Consider the following 17238-nt stretch of genomic DNA (forward strand, 5'->3'; position numbering starts at 1 on the left):
GAATCATGCCCTCCCGGCCACCTGCGGCGACCGGCCGGCATACTCCGCTCTCAGCCCGCCGCCGAGCCTCCCGCCGGTCTGTTCGCCGCATCGTCGATCAACAGACGGCGCAGTTCGTCGTCCTGTCGGCCGTGTCCGGGCCTTTCGTCCGGGTAGTCGGTGTTCTGGGCCTCGGCCTCCAGCACCACATAGGCGCTGCAGCAGAACAGCGAATTGAGGCGCTTCATGTCTTCCAGCAACTCCAGATGAGCCGAGCCGACTTCGGCACTGTGCAGAGGCTGGCGATGCAGGCGATCGACATGGGCATGCGCCAGATGGCGTTCCAGGGCGCGGAAACGGCGTTTCTGGCGCAGCAGTTGGCGCGCGCTGCGCGAGTCGCCGGAAAGGAACACGCTCAGTCCCAGGCGCAGATTGGCCAGAAGTTCGCCATGCAGCTCCGTCAGCTCTTCCTGATCGGGACGGGTGACGCTCCGCCGCTCGGCCCTGTGCTGCATCTTGGCGAGGATGTAGCCGGCCTGGCGCAGATTGACCGCCAGTTCGATGATCTCCGCCCAGCGGCGGTCTTCCGCGTCGCCCAGCGATTGGCGCGGCAACTTGGCCAGGTACAGCTTCACCGCTCCGTAGAGCCTGTCCAGCTCGTCTTCGAGGCGGCGGATCTCGCGGCCCGCCTCGGCCCGGTGTCCCAGCAGCACATCCTGTAGATGACCGAGCATCTGTTCGACCAGATCGCCGATACGCAGGGTTTCGCGTACCGCATTGGCCAGCGCCAGGGTCGGCGTCGGCAGGGCCTCCGGATCGAGATAGCGCGGCTGGGCCGTACCGTTTCTTTCCGTCATCCGCTCCGGCAGCAGCCGGGTGCACAGGTGCGCCATCGGCGCGACGCTGGGTAGCAGCAGCAGGCAGCGCAGGCTGTTGTAGGCCAGGTGGAAACCGATCACCTGGTCCTGCAGGCTGAGCGGCAGCGTTCGCATCCAGGCCGTCAGCGGATCGAGCAGCGGTAGCACCAGCAGTCCGAGCAGCTTGTACAGCAGGTTGCCGAGGGCGACCCGTCGGCCGGCAGCGGCATGCAGGCTGCTGTTGAGGTAGGCCAGCATGCCGCTGCCGATGTTGGCGCCGATCACCAGGCCGATGGCCTGCGGCAGGTCGATCGGTCCGGCACCGGCCAGGGTGGCGGTGAGCAGCACCGTGGCCAGGCTGGAATAGGTGAGCATGGCGAACAGAGCGCCGATCACCGCGGCCAGCAGCGGGTCGCCGGTCAGCGAGGCGAACAACAGGCCCAGTCCTTGGGCATGGGTGATGGGTTCGCTGGCCACGACGATCAGTTCGAGGGCGAGCATGATCAGGCCGAGGCCGATCGCCACCCGGCCGAGCTGGCCGGCACGGTTCCTCTTCTGGGCGAGGAACAGGCTGACGCCGCACAGCAGCAGCAGCGGCGACAGCCAGGATAGATCCAGGGTCAGCACCCGCGCCATCACGGCCGTGCCGACATCCGCACCCAGCATGGCTGCCAGTGCCGGAGTCAGCGCCATCAGCCCCTCGGCGACGAAGGCACTGGCCAGCATGGCGGTGGCGTTACTGCTTTGCACCAGTGCGGTGACGCCCATGCCGCTGAGGAAAGCCAGGGATGGCCGGCGCATGCTGTGGCTGAGCAACTGGCGCAGTTGCAGGCCATAGACGCGCAGGATGCCGGTACGAACGATATGTGTGCCCCACACGAGCAGGGCGATGGCTGACAGCAGGTGAAGCAGCGTTAGCATGCCGGGCCCCCTGAGCGACTGGGACGATGAAGGGCGCCAGCGTGTTCAGCTCGAACGATGAACACGCCCGAGGCGTCTTTTTTGATTCATATCACATTTCTGTAACAAAGGAGTCCTGCTTCGCCAAAAGGGGAAGCGATCGGAACGGATGCCTGGTGTCCGTCCGTCTCAGGGTAGCAGTGTCAGCACCAGTGGCAGGCTGGCGGCAGCCAGCAGAGTCTGCGAGGTGATGAGACCGGCCATCAGATGGCCGTCACCGCCCAACTGGCGGGTCAGCACGTAAGCGCTGGGAGCGGTGGGCAGGGCGAAGAACAGTATCAGTACGGTGCTTTCCTGCGCCGGCAGGGCGAGCAGGCGGGCCACGATCCAGGCCAGTAGCGGCATGGCGAGCAGGCGCAGGGCGCAGTTCCAGGCCAGGGTCGGCAACTCGCCGGCGAGCTCCCGCGGTTGCAGGGCGGCGCCGACGCAGAGCAGGCCGAGCGGCAGGCTGGCGGCGGCGAGCAGGGACAGCAGGCGGTCGCTGCCAGTGGGCAGGGGCAGTCCCGTCAGGTTGAGCAGCGCTCCGGCCAGGCAGGCGAGAATCAGCGGATTCCGCAGGATCGGCAGAAGCAGGCGCACACTGAGTCCGGGTTCATTGCTCAGCGCCCAGACCGATAGCAGGTTCACCGCCGGTACCAGCAGCGCCAGCATCAGCGCGGCCAGGGCCAGGCCCGAAGGACCGAACAGGCTGCCGATCGCGGCCAGTCCCAGGTAGGTATTGAAGCGCAGCAGGCCTTGGGCGAGGGCACCGAAGCGCGCGGCGGGCCAGCCGTACAGTCGCCGTCCCAGCTGCAAGGCGGTCCAGGCCAGCACAAGCCCCAGCAGCACGGCCGCGCTCAGGCGCGGCAGGGCTGGGTTGTCCAGCGGTGCCTCGGCGAGGCTGTGGAACAGCAGGGCGGGAAACAGGATGAAGTAGTTCAGCCGTTCGGCGCCGGGCCAGAAGTCTTCAGCGAGGAAATTCTGGCGGCGCAACAGGTAGCCGCCGACGATCAGCGCGAATAACGGCCAGAGGGCCAGCAGCAGAGCGGGCATGAGTATCCCCACGATTCCCAGGAGCTGTCATCTTGGGCAGGGGCTGTGCCGTGAGGCAAGCGCTTGGCATGCGCGGACCAATCCGCAGGGAAATGCCTGACGTCTGAAGGGGAAGGCCTTGACCACGGTGCATTCCTGTCCGGGATGCCTGGGTGTGGGCAAGGCCGTTTGCGGTTCTAGCCTTCCAGGGTGGCTTTCAGGTTGATTTGCGCATTGAGCAGTTTGGAAACCGGGCAACCTGCTTTCGCCTGATTGGCGATTTCATTGAACCGCTCTGACGTGGCGCCCGGCACCCGGGCCTTGAGGGTCAAGTCGATGACGGTGATGGCGAAGCCCTCGCCCTGTTTTTCCAGAGTGACGTCGGCCCGGGTTTCCAGCCGTTCCGGAGTCAGGCCAGCATCGCCCAACAGTTTGGCCAGCGCCATGGAGAAGCAGCCGGCATGGGCCGCGCCGATCAACTCCTCGGGGTTGGTGCCGGGCTGGTCCTCGAAGCGGGTGTTGAAACCGTAGGGCTGTTCCTTGAGCACACCGCTCTGGGTGCTGACACTACCCTTGCCTTCCTTCAGGTTACCTTGCCAGACGGCCGATCCTGTCCTTTTCATGGGGTGTCCTCTGTCGCGTGAGTGTTCTCATCAGAGGGGAGCGGGACGGACAAGTTCGCTGCCGGGCAGTTGCAGGCCGTCGGCTGCCTTGTGCAGCGCGCGCAGGTGGTCGCCGAGCTGGCGGAGATTGGTTTCGACGCCCTGTAGTTCGGCCAGGCGCTGCGCTGGCAACAACATGCGTAGTTCCCGGTCGAGGTCGTCGTTGAGCTGGCGCAGGTTCTGTTGACGGGCGGTGCTCTGCTGTTCGAGGCGAGTCCACTCGCCGGCTTGCGGCAGGCCGTAGCCGCCGTCGAGCAGCTCCGCCGGGCGGCTCAGGAAGCCGCTGTTGGCGAGGATCTTGTCCAGGGTGGCACCGGCCCTGGCCAGCTCGGGGCTGCGGCGATCCGCCTGGCGACCGCTCAGGTAACGCTGCTTGAGCTCTTCCTGGGCGAGCAGCAACTGACGTCGCATGGCTGCCTGCTCGAGCAGCAGCAGGGCGGCGCTGGCGCGCAGATCGGTGCGGGCGAACCAGGGGCGACGCTCGTCGGCGGGCAGTGCGAGCCAGTTCTCGACGCTTTCCTGGGGAACGCTCAGGTGCTGGCGCAGGATCGCGAACATCGCCTGGTAGCGCTCGCGGAAGGAGTCGAAGCGGTAGCCCAGGCGTAGCGCCTCCTGCGGGTCGTCCAGCCGGCTACGGTCGGCCAAGCCGCGCCCGACCAGCAGCTCGAGCAGGCCGTTGGGCATGATGCTGTCGAGACTCTCCAGTTCGCTGCGGGCGGTACCGGCGCGCAGCAGCTTGAGGGTCTCCACCGCGCAGTTGTTGGACAGGAACCAGTAGTCGCCATCATAGCTCCAGTGCTGTTCGGCGGCGCGTTCGACCAGCGAGCGGCGTTCCTCGTCGCTGAGCCTGAGCGGCACCGAGGCCAGACTGCGCAGCTCGACCTTGGTGTATTCGTCGATCACCTGGTCGAGCGGCAGGATGAACAGGCGCGAAGGATAGCTGCCGGTCAGTCCGTCCCAGCTGGAGAGCTGCACATCGCCGACGAAGGCCCGGTAGGACAGCACCAGGTGGTGGTCCAGGTCCAGCCGGCAGGCCGGTCCGCGCGGCCGTCCGGGGGCGCAGATCACCAGGCGCAGCATGCTGTGGCCCCAGCGGCTGGCCCAGTTGTCGTTGGCTTCGGCGAACAGGTAGTCGACTTCGTAGACCCGTTCGGGATCGAGCTGGCCGAGGGGCCGGCGGGCGAAGTCGCGGCTGGCGTTGAGGTAGGGATAGGTCGGCGGGCATTCGGCGTGTGTCGCCGGAGCCCAGCCGAAGTGTTCCCTGAAATAGCGGTATAGCGACGGACGCCGACAGGCATAGACCGGGTCGAGCAGGAAGTACTCGATGTTCACCGCGACGAATTCGCGGGGATTGCTCAGTTCATAAAGGTCCGGGCTGCGCGCCACCTGGCCGTTATCGCGCTCGCGTTCGCCGCGGCGGCCGACGGCCTGCTGCCAGCCGGCCAGATCGAGCAGACGCGGATCGTCGGAAAGCGTGAAACGGCGCGCGGTCTGGCCGCGGCAACGCTCCGCGAGGCCGATCGGACCAAGGCTGTCGACTTGCTGGCGGCAGCGGCTCATCAGCAGCCTGTCTTCCGCCGGCCAGGCACGGCTGCGGTCGTAGAGGTGGGTCAGCTCATGCAGCACGGTAGCCAGCAGTTCGCGGCGCACCGTGCCATGGGGGCGGCCGGTTCGTGCGGCGGCCGCCGAGCCATCGGCCAGGCCCGGCAACAGGAGGGCGCTGAGTTCGAGGCGATCCGGGCGGCTGGCGCGGCCATAGCCGTTTTCCGGCAGGCGACTGCTCCAGCGTACTTCCACGCGCCGGTCCAATTGCTCGCGCAGGCGGGGCGGCAGGGCGGCCTGGGCTTCAACGAGCAGGGTTTGGCTGGCCTGTCGCTCGCTCTCGCTCAGTCCCTCGGTATGCAGGACGAGGCGCAGTTCGGCATGCAGGCCGGCGCTGGCCTGTAGCAGGACTGCAGCGAGCAGCCAGGCGCGACCTCCGGTCACCGGGCCAGGATGGCTTCGGCCAAAGCCAGGTCGCTGGCTTCACGGGCTTCCGGCAGACGCTCGCGGATCGCGCCGAGAGCGGCTTCCAGTTGTGCGCCGCGGATCGCGCCGTCGCTGGCGACGAAGCTGGCGGCGTCGTCGTGGGCGTCGATCACCACCTTCATGTCGCGAATCGAAGTGGTGGTGTCGGAAGTGAAATCGATGGAGCGGTCGAGGGAGCGCACCACGATGTTGCTGGTTTGCTCCAGGCTTCGGGCCTGGGTGGCGGTGCTGAGCAGCAGCAGGGCGATGGCGGGCAGGGTGTGACGCATGTGGGTATCTCGGTTACGACAGGAGGTGTTTCGATGAACAGGGAATCCGAGGCTATGCCTGTGGGACGGCAGTGAACGTGCCAGGATGACAGCCGGCAGTCGCGGGGCGAAAAGTAGCGGAATCCACTCTGCCGAACCAGTATTCCGGGATGAGTGGGATCCCGTGTCGAGGATGAGCGGCCGCGCGCCGTACCGACTGTGACGGGGTCTTCGGCTCAGAAGGCAAGGATTGCCTCGGCCAGTTGCCGGTCGCTGGCTTCGAGCTGCGGGCTCTGCCGACGGATATGCTGCAAGGCGGCTTCCAGATGTGCGCCGCGAATGGCGCCTTCGCTGGCGATGAAGCTGGCGGCGTCGTCACGGGCTTCCAATACTATTTTGTCGTCATCATCGTCGAAGGTGAGATCGCTGGTCGATTCGCTGGAGTTGGCCAGCGCGTTGCCGATCGTATCGGTGGTGGCGAGGAGGCTGCTGGCCAAGGTACTGGTGGTAGTGGCGAGCAGGGCGGTGGCGACCAACAAGGACAGGCGGGACATGCAAAACACTCCTTAATGAGAGGACAACAGGGTGCGGCCGTAGCCGCACCCTGTTGTCACAGCCTAATAAAAAGGCCGTGGCGAGTCACTTCATTGTGTTTTGGCACGAGCGTTCCGCCCGCTTCCGGAGCGATAAATCATGCCACCGCCTTGACCATATCCTCGAGCACCTTCTTGGCGTCACCGAATACCATCATGGTTTTGTCCAAGTAGAATAGCTCGTTGTCGAGACCCGCATAGCCGCTGGCCATCGAGCGCTTGTTGACGATGATGGTCCTGGCCTTGAAGGCCTCCAGGATCGGCATGCCGGCGATCGGCGACTTGGGATCGTTCTTCGCCGCCGGATTGACCACATCGTTGGCACCCAGCACCAGCACCACGTCGGTCTGGCCGAACTCGGAGTTGATATCCTCCATCTCGTAGACCTGTTCGTAGGGTAGTTCGGCCTCGGCCAGCAGCACGTTCATGTGCCCGGGCATGCGGCCGGCAACCGGGTGGATGGCGAACTTCACGTCGACGCCATGCTCGGTGAGCTTTTCCGCCAGCTCCTTCAACGCATGCTGGGCGCGGGCTACCGCCAGACCGTAGCCGGGGACGATGATCACGCTGTCGGCATTGGACAGCAGGAAGGTCGCATCGTCCGCCGAGCCGGACTTGACGCTGCGCTGTTCCTGGGCGGTTTCAGTGCTGGCGGAGGCGTCGGCGCCGAAGCCACCGAGCAGCACGTTGACGAACGAGCGGTTCATCGCCTTGCACATGATGTAGGAGAGGATCGCGCCACTCGAGCCGACCAGCGAGCCGGCGACGATCAGCATCGAGTTGTTCAGCGAGAAGCCGATGCCGGCCGCGGCCCAGCCCGAGTAGCTGTTGAGCATCGACACCACCACCGGCATGTCCGCGCCGCCGATGGGAATGATCAGCAGCACACCGATGGCGAAGGACAGCAGCAACAGCAGGGCAAAGGCAGCGGTACTGCCGTTGAGGGTGAAGGTCAGGCCGAGGGCGAGGATCAGCAGGCCGGCCAGCAGGTTGATCAGATGCTGGCCTTGGAACCGCACCGGAGCGCCCTGGAACAGGCGGAACTTGTATTTGCCCGACAGCTTGCCGAAAGCAATCACCGATCCGGAGAAGGTGATGGCGCCGATCGCTGCACCGAGGAACAACTCCAGACGATTGCCGGTCGGGATCGGGGCATCCATGGTCTGTACGATGCCCAGCGACTGCGGCTCCAACACGGCGGCGATGGCGATGAACACCGCGGCCAGACCGATCATGCTGTGCATGAAGGCGACCAGCTCGGGCATCTTGGTCATTTCGACGCGCTTGGCCATCAGGGTGCCGACGCTACCGCCGAGCAACAGGCCGAGAATGATGAAGACGATGCCGCTGCCGGCGACTTCGGCATTCAGCTTGAACACCAGGGCCAGCGTGGTGAGCACGGCGATGGCCATGCCGGCCATGCCGAACAGGTTGCCGCGCTGCGAACTGGTCGGATGCGAAAGCCCCTTCAGTGCCTGGATGAAGCACACCGAGGCGACCAGGTAGAGGAGGGTGATCTGGTTCATGCTCATTCTTATTTGGCCTCCGCCTTCGCCGTTTTCTTCTTGAACATTTCCAGCATGCGCCGGGTGACCAGGAAGCCACCGAACACGTTGACGGCGGCCAGGGCCACGGCGAGGGTGCCCATCAGCTTGCCCAGGCCGGTTTCGGTGAGCGCTGCGGCGAGCATGGCGCCGACGATGACGATCGCCGATATGGCGTTGGTCACTGCCATCAGCGGTGTGTGCAGGGCGGGCGTGACGTTCCACACCACGTGGTAGCCGACATAGATCGCCAGCACGAAGATGATCAGGTTGTAGAGCCCGTCGGAAATCAGGTCCATGTTCTTGTCCTTATGCGTTTTCTTTCGTTGCCTGCACGGTGGTGGTCGACGGGCCGGAGGCTCCGCCATTGTTCCGCACGACCCGGCCGCCTTCGCACATCAGGCAGGCCTTGACGATGTCGTCTTCCAGGTCGAGGTGGAAGTGGCCTTCCTTGTCGACCACCAACTTGAGGAAATCCAGCAGGTTACGCGCGTAGAGTGCAGAGGCGTCGGCCGCTACCAGGGCCGGCAGGTTGCTGTGGCCGACGATGGTCACGCCGTGGCGGACCACTACTTCGTCGGGTACCGTCAACGGACAGTTGCCGCCCTGTGCGGCGGCGAGATCGACGACCACCGAGCCCGGCTTCATTTCCTGTACGGTGGCTTCGTGCAGCAGGGTCGGTGCCTTGCGGCCGGGAATCAGCGCAGTGGTGATGACGATATCGGCCTGCTTGGCGCGTTCATGTACCGCCTTGGCCTGGCGCTCCATCCAGGATGCCGGCATCGGCCGGGCATAGCCGCCCACGCCTTCGGCACACTGGCGTTCCTCCTCGGTTTCGAAGGGGACATCGACGAACTTGGCGCCGAGGGACTCGATCTGCTCCTTCACCGCCGGGCGCACATCGGAGGCTTCGATCACGGCGCCCAGGCGCTTGGCCGTGGCGATTGCCTGCAGACCGGCGACGCCGGCGCCGAGAATCAGCACGCGAGCGGCTTTCACCGTGCCTGCGGCGGTCATCAGCATCGGCATGAAGCGTGGGTAGTGATTGGCTGCGAGGATGACGGCCTTGTAGCCGGCGATGTTGGCCTGTGAGGACAACACGTCGAGGCTCTGTGCTCGCGAGGTACGTGGTGCCGCCTCCAGCGCGAAGGCGGTGATGCCGCTGTCGGCCATGCGTGCGATGTTGCCATCATCGAACGGGTTGAGCATGCCGATCAGCACTGTGCCAGCTCTCATCTGGGCCAATTCTGCCGGGGTGGGAGCCACGACCTTGAGCACGATGTCGGCGCCGAAAGCCGTCGCTGCATCGCCGATCCTGGCGCCAGCCGCTTCGAATGCACTGTCCGGAAGGCTGGCATTGAGACCGGCCCCGCTTTGCACAGTGACAGCGTGACCCTGGCTGACCAGCTTCTTCACGGTCTCCGGTGTCGCGGCAACCCTTGTTTCCCCGATGAGGGTCTCTAGTGGAACGCCAATATGCACGTTTTTCTCCTTGTTTGATTTCGTAACTCTTCCCTGGGCCAAAACTCGACGGAGTCTTGTTCGGCCACAGCGAAACATCGGTGGCCTAGACTGGAAGCGGACTGTCGGGACATCCGGTTCGACAGGGCCGCACATCTCTGTCGCTTGGGGCGCGGATGAACCTGAAGGGCTGCTTCATTCCGTGTAGAAAACAGCACATCCTACTTTAGTCTAAAGTACCCACGCTATCAGAGTGGGTAGACGCGCAAAGGTTGCATCCTCTCCCGTAGCTGGCTTTGGCGATCTATCTCTCTTGTTGTAGGAGCCGTGTCCGGTCACTTTCCTTGATCTGTGTAGTCGGGTTATCCACGGCGCTCGCCGGGCTTTGGCGCCAAGAGCATAGGAAGGTCAAGCGTCCTGGCATGGGGCGATGCTCGCCACTGGCGCTACCCTTTCTCGATGATGTCCAGAGTGAAGGTGGAAACTTCCGAAGCGACCCACCTTCTTTCTTTCGGTTCGCGACAAGCGCTCCTACACAGTCGATCTGAAACGTCCCGAGGGGCCAGCAACTGATCCGCAGACTTGGTCTGCGCTCCATCACCGGTCTTAGCCCAACTGGCCTTCATCCTGCTTCAGGATCCAGACCATCGGGGGAATGAGTCTGACCTGGCGTGCGGAGGGCGAAGCGGGAACGTTCAAGCCAGGAGGAAGTTCTGGATCTTGATTGCAAGCAGATCGCTGCCTTGCGGCAGCGTGGAGTGCTCTGGTTCGTGACTGGATACATATTGCTTCGGCTAGGGCGCTGTCTTTATTTATTTGTGTCCGTTTCGCTGGCAGCTAGGAATATATGAAGTACCGAATTACCCATCCATCACCCGTATGAGGGGGCCTTGCGTCGTGTTTATAAAAAGTTTGAATTAAGTGTTGACGTTCCGTTTTCAGGTCCTATAATGCGCCCCACTTTCCGCCCAGCAGGGCAAGCCCTTGAAAATCAAAGGGTTGGCCGTGAGGCAGGGCAGGAAAGGGTCAGCGAAGCGGATGCGAAACACGTATCGAAACGCTTGACAGGTTCACGGGCTGCGGTAGAATGCGCGGCCTCGGACGGGGAAGCCCGGTCGAAACGCTCTTTAACAAAGTGGAATCAAGCAATTCGTGTGGGCGCTTGTGGCAAGCCTGGCATCGCAAGACAGTCAGCAAGTCCAAGCGACTCGTGAATTCATGAGTTATGGCGATTGCTGAGCCAAGTTTGGGATCTTAGGATCCGAACGAATTGAAACTGAAGAGTTTGATCATGGCTCAGATTGAACGCTGGCGGCAGGCCTAACACATGCAAGTCGAGCGGCAGCGGGACCTTCGGGTTGCCGGCGAGCGGCGGACGGGTGAGTAATGCCTAGGAATCTGCCTGTTAGTGGGGGATAACGCGGGGAAACTCGCGCTAATACCGCATACGTCCTACGGGAGAAAGTGGGGGACCCTCGGGCCTCACGCTAACAGATGAGCCTAGGTCGGATTAGCTAGTTGGTGGGGTAAAGGCCCACCAAGGCGACGATCCGTAACTGGTCTGAGAGGATGATCAGTCACACTGGAACTGAGACACGGTCCAGACTCCTACGGGAGGCAGCAGTGGGGAATATTGGACAATGGGCGAAAGCCTGATCCAGCCATGCCGCGTGTGTGAAGAAGGTCTTCGGATTGTAAAGCACTTTAAGTTGGGAGGAAGGGCGCTCGGTGAATACCCAAGCGTCTTGACGTTACCGACAGAATAAGCACCGGCTAACTTCGTGCCAGCAGCCGCGGTAATACGAAGGGTGCAAGCGTTAATCGGAATTACTGGGCGTAAAGCGCGCGTAGGTGGTTCGGCAAGTTGGATGTGAAAGCCCCGGGCTCAACCTGGGAACCGCATCCAAAACTACTGGGCTAGAGTACGGTAGAGGGTGGTGGAATTTCCTGTGTAGCGGTGAAATGCGTAGATATAGGAAGGAACACCAGTGGCGAAGGCGACCACCTGGACCGATACTGACACTGAGGTGCGAAAGCGTGGGGAGCAAACAGGATTAGATACCCTGGTAGTCCACGCCGTAAACGATGTCGACTAGCCGTTGGGCTCCTTGAGAGCTTAGTGGCGCAGCTAACGCATTAAGTCGACCGCCTGGGGAGTACGGCCGCAAGGTTAAAACTCAAATGAATTGACGGGGGCCCGCACAAGCGGTGGAGCATGTGGTTTAATTCGAAGCAACGCGAAGAACCTTACCTGGCCTTGACATCCTGCGAACTTTCAAGAGATTGATGGGTGCCTTCGGGAGCGCAGAGACAGGTGCTGCATGGCTGTCGTCAGCTCGTGTCGTGAGATGTTGGGTTAAGTCCCGTAACGAGCGCAACCCTTGTCCTTAGTTACCAGCGATTCGGTCGGGCACTCTAAGGAGACTGCCGGTGACAAACCGGAGGAAGGTGGGGATGACGTCAAGTCATCATGGCCCTTACGGCCAGGGCTACACACGTGCTACAATGGTCGGTACAAAGGGTTGCCAAGTCGCGAGGCGGAGCTAATCCCAGAAAACCGATCGTAGTCCGGATCGCAGTCTGCAACTCGACTGCGTGAAGTCGGAATCGCTAGTAATCGCGAATCAGAATGTCGCGGTGAATACGTTCCCGGGCCTTGTACACACCGCCCGTCACACCATGGGAGTGGGTTGCTCCAGAAGTAGCTAGTCTAACCCTCGGGAGGACGGTTACCACGGAGTGATTCATGACTGGGGTGAAGTCGTAACAAGGTAGCCGTAGGGGAACCTGCGGCTGGATCACCTCCTTAATCGAAGATCCGGCTTATCATAAGCACCCACACGAATTGCTTGATTCCCTGGCAAACAGCGATTGGGTCTAGACCCGAGAGTGAGACGATTGGGTCTGTAGCTCAGTTGGTTAGAGCGCACCCCTGATAAGGGTGAGGTCGGCAGTTCGAATCTGCCCAGACCCACCAATTGTCAAGGGTCGTGGCCGGTGTCGACCTCGCGCAAGGCAAGAGGGGCCATAGCTCAGCTGGGAGAGCGCCTGCTTTGCACGCAGGAGGTCAGGAGTTCGATCCTCCTTGGCTCCACCACCCACCACCATCGCTGAAAGCTTAGAAATGAGCATTTCCCATAGGGCGAATGCTGATTTCTGGTCTTTGCGCCAGAACCGTTCTTTAACAATTCGGGTATGTGATAGAAGTACGACGCGTCGATTGTTTCACTGCGATCGGCGTGGTCAAGGCAAATGTGCGAGTTCAAGCGCAAATGTTCGGCAAATGTCGTCTTCACACCAGCCAGGCACGGCCGCGAGGCCACAGATTGCTTGGGGTTATATGGTCAAGTGAAGAAGCGCATACGGTGGATGCCTTGGCAGTCAGAGGCGATGAAAGACGTGGTAGCCTGCGATAAGCGTCGGGGAGGCGGCAAACGGCCCGTGATCCGGCGATCTCTGAATGGGGAAACCCACCCGGCACAAGCCGGGTATCTTGTCCTGAATCCATAGGGGCAAGAGGCGAACCAGGGGAACTGAAACATCTAAGTACCCTGAGGAACAGAAATCAACCGAGATTCCCTTAGTAGTGGCGAGCGAACGGGGAGCAGCCCTTAAGTTGGCTTGGGATTAGTGGAAGGCTCTGGAAAGTGCCGCCGTAGCGGGTGATAGCCCCGTACACGAAAGTCCCTGGTCAATGAAATCGAGTAGGACGGCGCACGTGAAACGTTGTCTGAACATGGGGGGACCATCCTCCAAGGCTAAATACTCCTGACTGACCGATAGTGAACCAGTACCGTGAGGGAAAGGCGAAAAGAACCCCGGAGAGGGGAGTGAAATAGAACCTGAAACCGTATGCGTACAAGCAGTGGGAGCCCACTTCGTTGGGTGACTGCGTACCTTTTGTATAATGGGTCAGCGACTTATATTCAGTGGCAAGCTTAACCGTATAGGGGAGGCGTAGCGAAAGCGAGTCTTAATAGGGCGCCAAGTCGCTGGGTATAGACCCGAAACCGGGCGATCTATCCATGAGCAGGTTGAAGGTTAGGTAACACTGACTGGAGGACCGAACCGACTCCCGTTGAAAAGGTAGCGGATGACTTGTGGATCGGAGTGAAAGGCTAATCAAGCTCGGAGATAGCTGGTTCTCCTCGAAAGCTATTTAGGTAGCGCCTCGTGTATCACTGCCGGGGGTAGAGCACTGTTTCGGCTAGGGGGTCATCCCGACTTACCAAACCGATGCAAACTCCGAATACCGGCAAGTGCCAGCACGGGAGACACACGGCGGGTGCTAACGTCCGTCGTGAAAAGGGAAACAACCCAGACCGTCAGCTAAGGTCCCAAAGTCCTGGTTAAGTGGGAAACGATGTGGGAAGGCTTAGACAGCTAGGAGGTTGGCTTAGAAGCAGCCACCCTTTAAAGAAAGCGTAATAGCTCACTAGTCGAGTCGGCCTGCGCGGAAGATGTAACGGGGCTCAAACCAGGCACCGAAGCTACGGGTGCATCGCAAGATGCGCGGTAGAGGAGCGTTCTGTACGCCTGTGAAGGTGAGTCGAGAGGCTTGCTGGAGGTATCAGAAGTGCGAATGCTGACATGAGTAACGACAATGGGTGTGAAAAACATCCACGCCGAAAGACCAAGGGTTCCTGCGCAACGTTAATCGACGCAGGGTGAGTCGGCCCCTAAGGCGAGGCTGAAAAGCGTAGTCGATGGGAAACGGGTTAATATTCCCGTACTTCTGGTTGCTGCGATGGGGGGACGGAGAAGGCTAGGCCAGCTTGGCGTTGGTTGTCCAAGTTTAAGGCGGTAGGCCGATCACTCAGGCAAATCCGGGTGGTCAAGGTCGAGAACCGATGACGAGCCTTCCTTTACGAAGGCGAAGTGGTTGATGCCCTGCTTCCAAGAAAAGCCTCTAAGCTTCAGGTAACCAGGAACCGTACCCCAAACCGACACAGGTGGTCGGGTAGAGAATACCAAGGCGCTTGAGAGAACTCGGGTGAAGGAACTAGGCAAAATGGCACCGTAACTTCGGGAGAAGGTGCGCCGGTGAGGGTCAAGGATTTACTCCGTAAGCCCATGCCGGTCGAAGATACCAGGCCGCTGCGACTGTTTATTAAAAACACAGCACTCTGCAAACACGAAAGTGGACGTATAGGGTGTGACGCCTGCCCGGTGCCGGAAGGTTAATTGATGGGGTTAGCGCAAGCGAAGCTCTTGATCGAAGCCCCGGTAAACGGCGGCCGTAACTATAACGGTCCTAAGGTAGCGAAATTCCTTGTCGGGTAAGTTCCGACCTGCACGAATGGCGTAACGATGGCGGCGCTGTCTCCACCCGAGACTCAGTGAAATTGAAATCGCTGTGAAGATGCAGTGTATCCGCGGCTAGACGGAAAGACCCCGTGAACCTTTACTGTAGCTTTGCACTGGACTTTGAGCCTGCTTGTGTAGGATAGGTGGGAGGCTTTGAAGTGGGGACGCCAGTTCCCATGGAGCCATCCTTGAAATACCACCCTGGCATGCTTGAGGTTCTAACTCCGGTCCGTCATCCGGATCGAGGACAGTGTATGGTGGGCAGTTTGACTGGGGCGGTCTCCTCCCAAAGCGTAACGGAGGAGTACGAAGGTGCGCTCAGCGTGGTCGGAAATCACGCGCAGAGTATAAAGGCAAAAGCGCGCTTGACTGCGAGACAGACACGTCGAGCAGGTACGAAAGTAGGTCTTAGTGATCCGGTGGTTCTGTATGGAAGGGCCATCGCTCAACGGATAAAAGGTACTCCGGGGATAACAGGCTGATACCGCCCAAGAGTTCATATCGACGGCGGTGTTTGGCACCTCGATGTCGGCTCATCACATCCTGGGGCTGAAGCCGGTCCCAAGGGTATGGCTGTTCGCCATTTAAAGTGGTACGCGAGCTGGGTTTAGAACGTCGTGAGACAGTTCGGTCCCTATCTGCCGTGGACGTTTGAGATTTGAGAGGGGCTGACCTTAGTACGAGAGGACCGGGTTGGACGAACCTCTGGTGTTCCGGTTGTCACGCCAGTGGCACTGCCGGGTAGCTACGTTCGGAAGAGATAACCGCTGAAAGCATCTAAGCGGGAAACTCGCCTCGAGATGAGATCTCACTGGAGCCTCGAGCTCCCTGAAGGGCCGTCGCAGACTACGACGTTGATAGGTGGGGTGTGTAAGCGTTGTGAGGCGTTGAGCTAACCCATACTAATGGCCCGTGAGGCTTGACCATATAACGCCCAAACAATCTGTTGCCAGCCCCAGCGGGGCGGCACGGAGAGGGCGCAGCCGACAGGCCGAAGATTTGGCTGGACCGCACGCTGCCGGAAACAGGCTACCGCTATCACCTACCCGATTGGCTGTCGTGTCATCGACACGGCGGCAACCGAATTGCTTGACGATCATAGAGCGTTGGAACCACCTGATCCCATCCCGAACTCAGCAGTGAAACGACGCATCGCCGATGGTAGTGTGGGGTTTCCCCATGTGAGAGTAGGTCATCGTCAAGCGCCTTTTGCGAACCCCCGGACCGAGTCATCGGTCCGGGGGTTTTTGCTTGGCCCTGGCTCGTAGGTCCGCCCCGGCAAGGGCTCGTCTCTCTCCGCAGGCCCGTCGGGTGGCGCCCCGGCCGTTTTCCTCCGGGCGCGCCGCTGTTCCGTTCGCTGCTCTTCCCTCAGGACATCTACGCTTGTAAGGCGGCAAGACCAGTCGGGATCACTATGCGCGAGGTTCCTCGGATGCCAAAGAGGCGAGCCCCTGTTGCTGCAGTGGCTGCCATCATTTTGGCGGCGCTGCTGTCGAACGGCTGCAAGCGGGAGTCGCCAGCACCACACCAGGTGCTTGAGGTGGGCGTCGTCACGCTTGAGCCGCAACCATATGTGCTGACTCATGAGTTGCCGGGCCGTGCGGCTGCCTATCGGATTGCGGAAGTACGTCCTCAAGTCAACGGTATCATCCAGAAGCGTTTGTTTATCGAAGGCACTGAAGTGAGAGGTGGGCAGCAGCTGTATCAAATCGATGCCTCAGTATACGAGGCTGCCTTGAAAGAGGCGGAGGCCAGTTTGGCTTCCGCCAAATCGCTTGCGGAACGCTATGCCGTACTGATCAAGAGTCGCGCCGTGAGCCAACAGGCTTATGAGGAGGCTCGAGCCGCCTATCTGCAGGCCGAAGCCGGCTTGGACAAGGCTCGCATAGATCTTCGCTATACCAGAGTATTAGCGCCTATCTCTGGTCGTATCGGGCGCTCTGCCGTAACCGAAGGTGCGCTGGTCAGCAATGGCCAGGCTCAGGTAATGGCAACCATTCATCAACTCGACCCCATCTATGTGGATGTCATTCAGCCGGCGCGTGAATTGCTGGCGTTACGCCGTGATCTGGCCAGCGGTCGCTTGGAAAGAACGGGAGAGAATGCGGCCAAGGTGAGGCTGATGTTGGAAGATGGCAGCGAATATGTCCATGAGGGACGATTGGAGTTTTCCGAAGTTGCCGTCGACGAGAGTACCGGTTCGGTAACCTTGCGAGCCGTGTTTCCGAATCCCGACCGGGAGCTGCTGCCGGGGATGTTCGTCCATGCTCGCCTGTTCCGTGGGATGAAGAGCGAAGCGATTCTTGCGCCACAGCAGGGCGTGACACGCAATACCAAAGGCGAAGCCATCGCCATGGTGGTCAATACAGAGAACAAAGTCGAGCTACGAACGCTCAAGGCAGAACGTGCCGTCGGTAATCGCTGGCTGGTGAACGAAGGACTTCTACCGGGCGACCGGTTGATCACTGAAGGGCTACAGTTCATTCAGCCGGGAGTCGAGGTAAAGGCAGTGCCAGCCGGCAATGTCAGGCAGGACTCTGGGACGTCCACGCAACCTTCAGGCTAGAAGGCTTGCGCTAAGGGATAGC

Annotated in this window: 10 protein-coding genes, 2 tRNA genes and 3 rRNA genes; 6 read left to right on the forward strand and 9 right to left on the reverse strand. The window is 61.1% G+C overall.

Annotated elements, in window-relative coordinates; genetic code table 11:
* Nucleotides 1–50 precede the first annotated feature (50 nt).
* From AVCA_RS00835 to AVCA_RS00875, 9 genes are all read right to left on the reverse strand, one after another.
* Nucleotides 51–1757: a Na/Pi cotransporter family protein gene (locus tag AVCA_RS00835; RefSeq protein ID WP_012698868.1), complete on the reverse strand. Its 1707-nt coding sequence runs from the start codon at nucleotides 1755–1757 to the stop codon at nucleotides 51–53.
* A 168-nt stretch (nucleotides 1758–1925) separates the two neighbouring features.
* Nucleotides 1926–2828, reverse strand: a complete 903-nt coding sequence (locus tag AVCA_RS00840; RefSeq protein ID WP_012698869.1) for an AEC family transporter — start codon at nucleotides 2826–2828, stop codon at nucleotides 1926–1928.
* Nucleotides 2829–3004: 176 nt separating this feature from the next.
* On the reverse strand, nucleotides 3005–3430 hold the full coding sequence (locus AVCA_RS00845; RefSeq protein ID WP_012698870.1) for an OsmC family protein: 426 nt from the start codon (nucleotides 3428–3430) through the stop codon (nucleotides 3005–3007).
* 30 nt (nucleotides 3431–3460) lie between these two features.
* Nucleotides 3461–5455 carry a DUF7844 domain-containing protein gene (locus AVCA_RS00850; RefSeq protein WP_012698871.1) on the reverse strand — a complete coding sequence of 665 codons (1995 nt, stop codon included), beginning with the start codon at nucleotides 5453–5455 and terminating at the stop codon, nucleotides 3461–3463.
* Nucleotides 5452–5766 (reverse strand): DUF2388 domain-containing protein, encoded by a 315-nt coding sequence (locus tag AVCA_RS00855; RefSeq protein ID WP_012698872.1) that lies wholly within the window; start codon nucleotides 5764–5766, stop codon nucleotides 5452–5454. The genes AVCA_RS00850 and AVCA_RS00855 overlap by 4 nt, the downstream gene beginning before the upstream one ends.
* 215 nt (nucleotides 5767–5981) lie before the next feature.
* A complete protein-coding gene (locus tag AVCA_RS00860) occupies nucleotides 5982–6299 on the reverse strand; it encodes a DUF2388 domain-containing protein (protein WP_012698873.1) in 318 nt (105 codons plus the stop codon).
* A 137-nt stretch (nucleotides 6300–6436) separates the two neighbouring features.
* Entirely contained in the window at nucleotides 6437–7870 is a 1434-nt protein-coding gene (locus AVCA_RS00865) for an NAD(P)(+) transhydrogenase (Re/Si-specific) subunit beta (RefSeq protein ID WP_012698874.1), read from the reverse strand.
* A 2-nt stretch (nucleotides 7871–7872) separates the two neighbouring features.
* Complete coding sequence (locus AVCA_RS00870) at nucleotides 7873–8181, reverse strand: NAD(P) transhydrogenase subunit alpha part 2 (RefSeq protein WP_012698875.1); 309 nt, start codon at nucleotides 8179–8181, stop codon at nucleotides 7873–7875.
* Nucleotides 8182–8191: 10 nt separating this feature from the next.
* Entirely contained in the window at nucleotides 8192–9364 is a 1173-nt protein-coding gene (locus AVCA_RS00875; RefSeq protein ID WP_012698876.1) for a Re/Si-specific NAD(P)(+) transhydrogenase subunit alpha, read from the reverse strand.
* 1252 nt (nucleotides 9365–10616) lie between these two features.
* On the opposite strand from AVCA_RS00875, the gene AVCA_RS00880 reads away from it, so the two are divergent.
* The 6 genes from AVCA_RS00880 (at nucleotide 10617) to AVCA_RS00905 (ending at nucleotide 17216) form a co-directional block, all read left to right on the forward strand.
* A 16S ribosomal RNA gene (locus AVCA_RS00880) occupies nucleotides 10617–12152 on the forward strand.
* Nucleotides 12153–12243: 91 nt separating this feature from the next.
* Nucleotides 12244–12320, forward strand: a tRNA-Ile gene (locus tag AVCA_RS00885).
* Between the two features lie 44 nt (nucleotides 12321–12364).
* Nucleotides 12365–12440, forward strand: a tRNA-Ala gene (locus tag AVCA_RS00890).
* Between the two features lie 245 nt (nucleotides 12441–12685).
* Nucleotides 12686–15577, forward strand: a 23S ribosomal RNA gene (locus tag AVCA_RS00895).
* A 161-nt stretch (nucleotides 15578–15738) separates the two neighbouring features.
* Nucleotides 15739–15854: ribosomal RNA gene (rrf, locus tag AVCA_RS00900) — 5S ribosomal RNA — on the forward strand.
* Together the 16S, 23S and 5S rRNA genes with 2 tRNA genes alongside form the textbook arrangement of a ribosomal RNA operon.
* Nucleotides 15855–16082: 228 nt before the next feature.
* Nucleotides 16083–17216, forward strand: coding sequence for an efflux RND transporter periplasmic adaptor subunit (locus AVCA_RS00905; RefSeq protein ID WP_041806851.1), 1134 nt, complete (start codon nucleotides 16083–16085; stop codon nucleotides 17214–17216).
* The last annotated feature ends 22 nt before the right edge of the window (nucleotides 17217–17238 follow it).

Source organism: Azotobacter vinelandii CA (genome assembly GCF_000380335.1).
In the GTDB taxonomy this organism is placed as follows: Bacteria; Pseudomonadota; Gammaproteobacteria; order Pseudomonadales; family Pseudomonadaceae; genus Azotobacter; species Azotobacter vinelandii.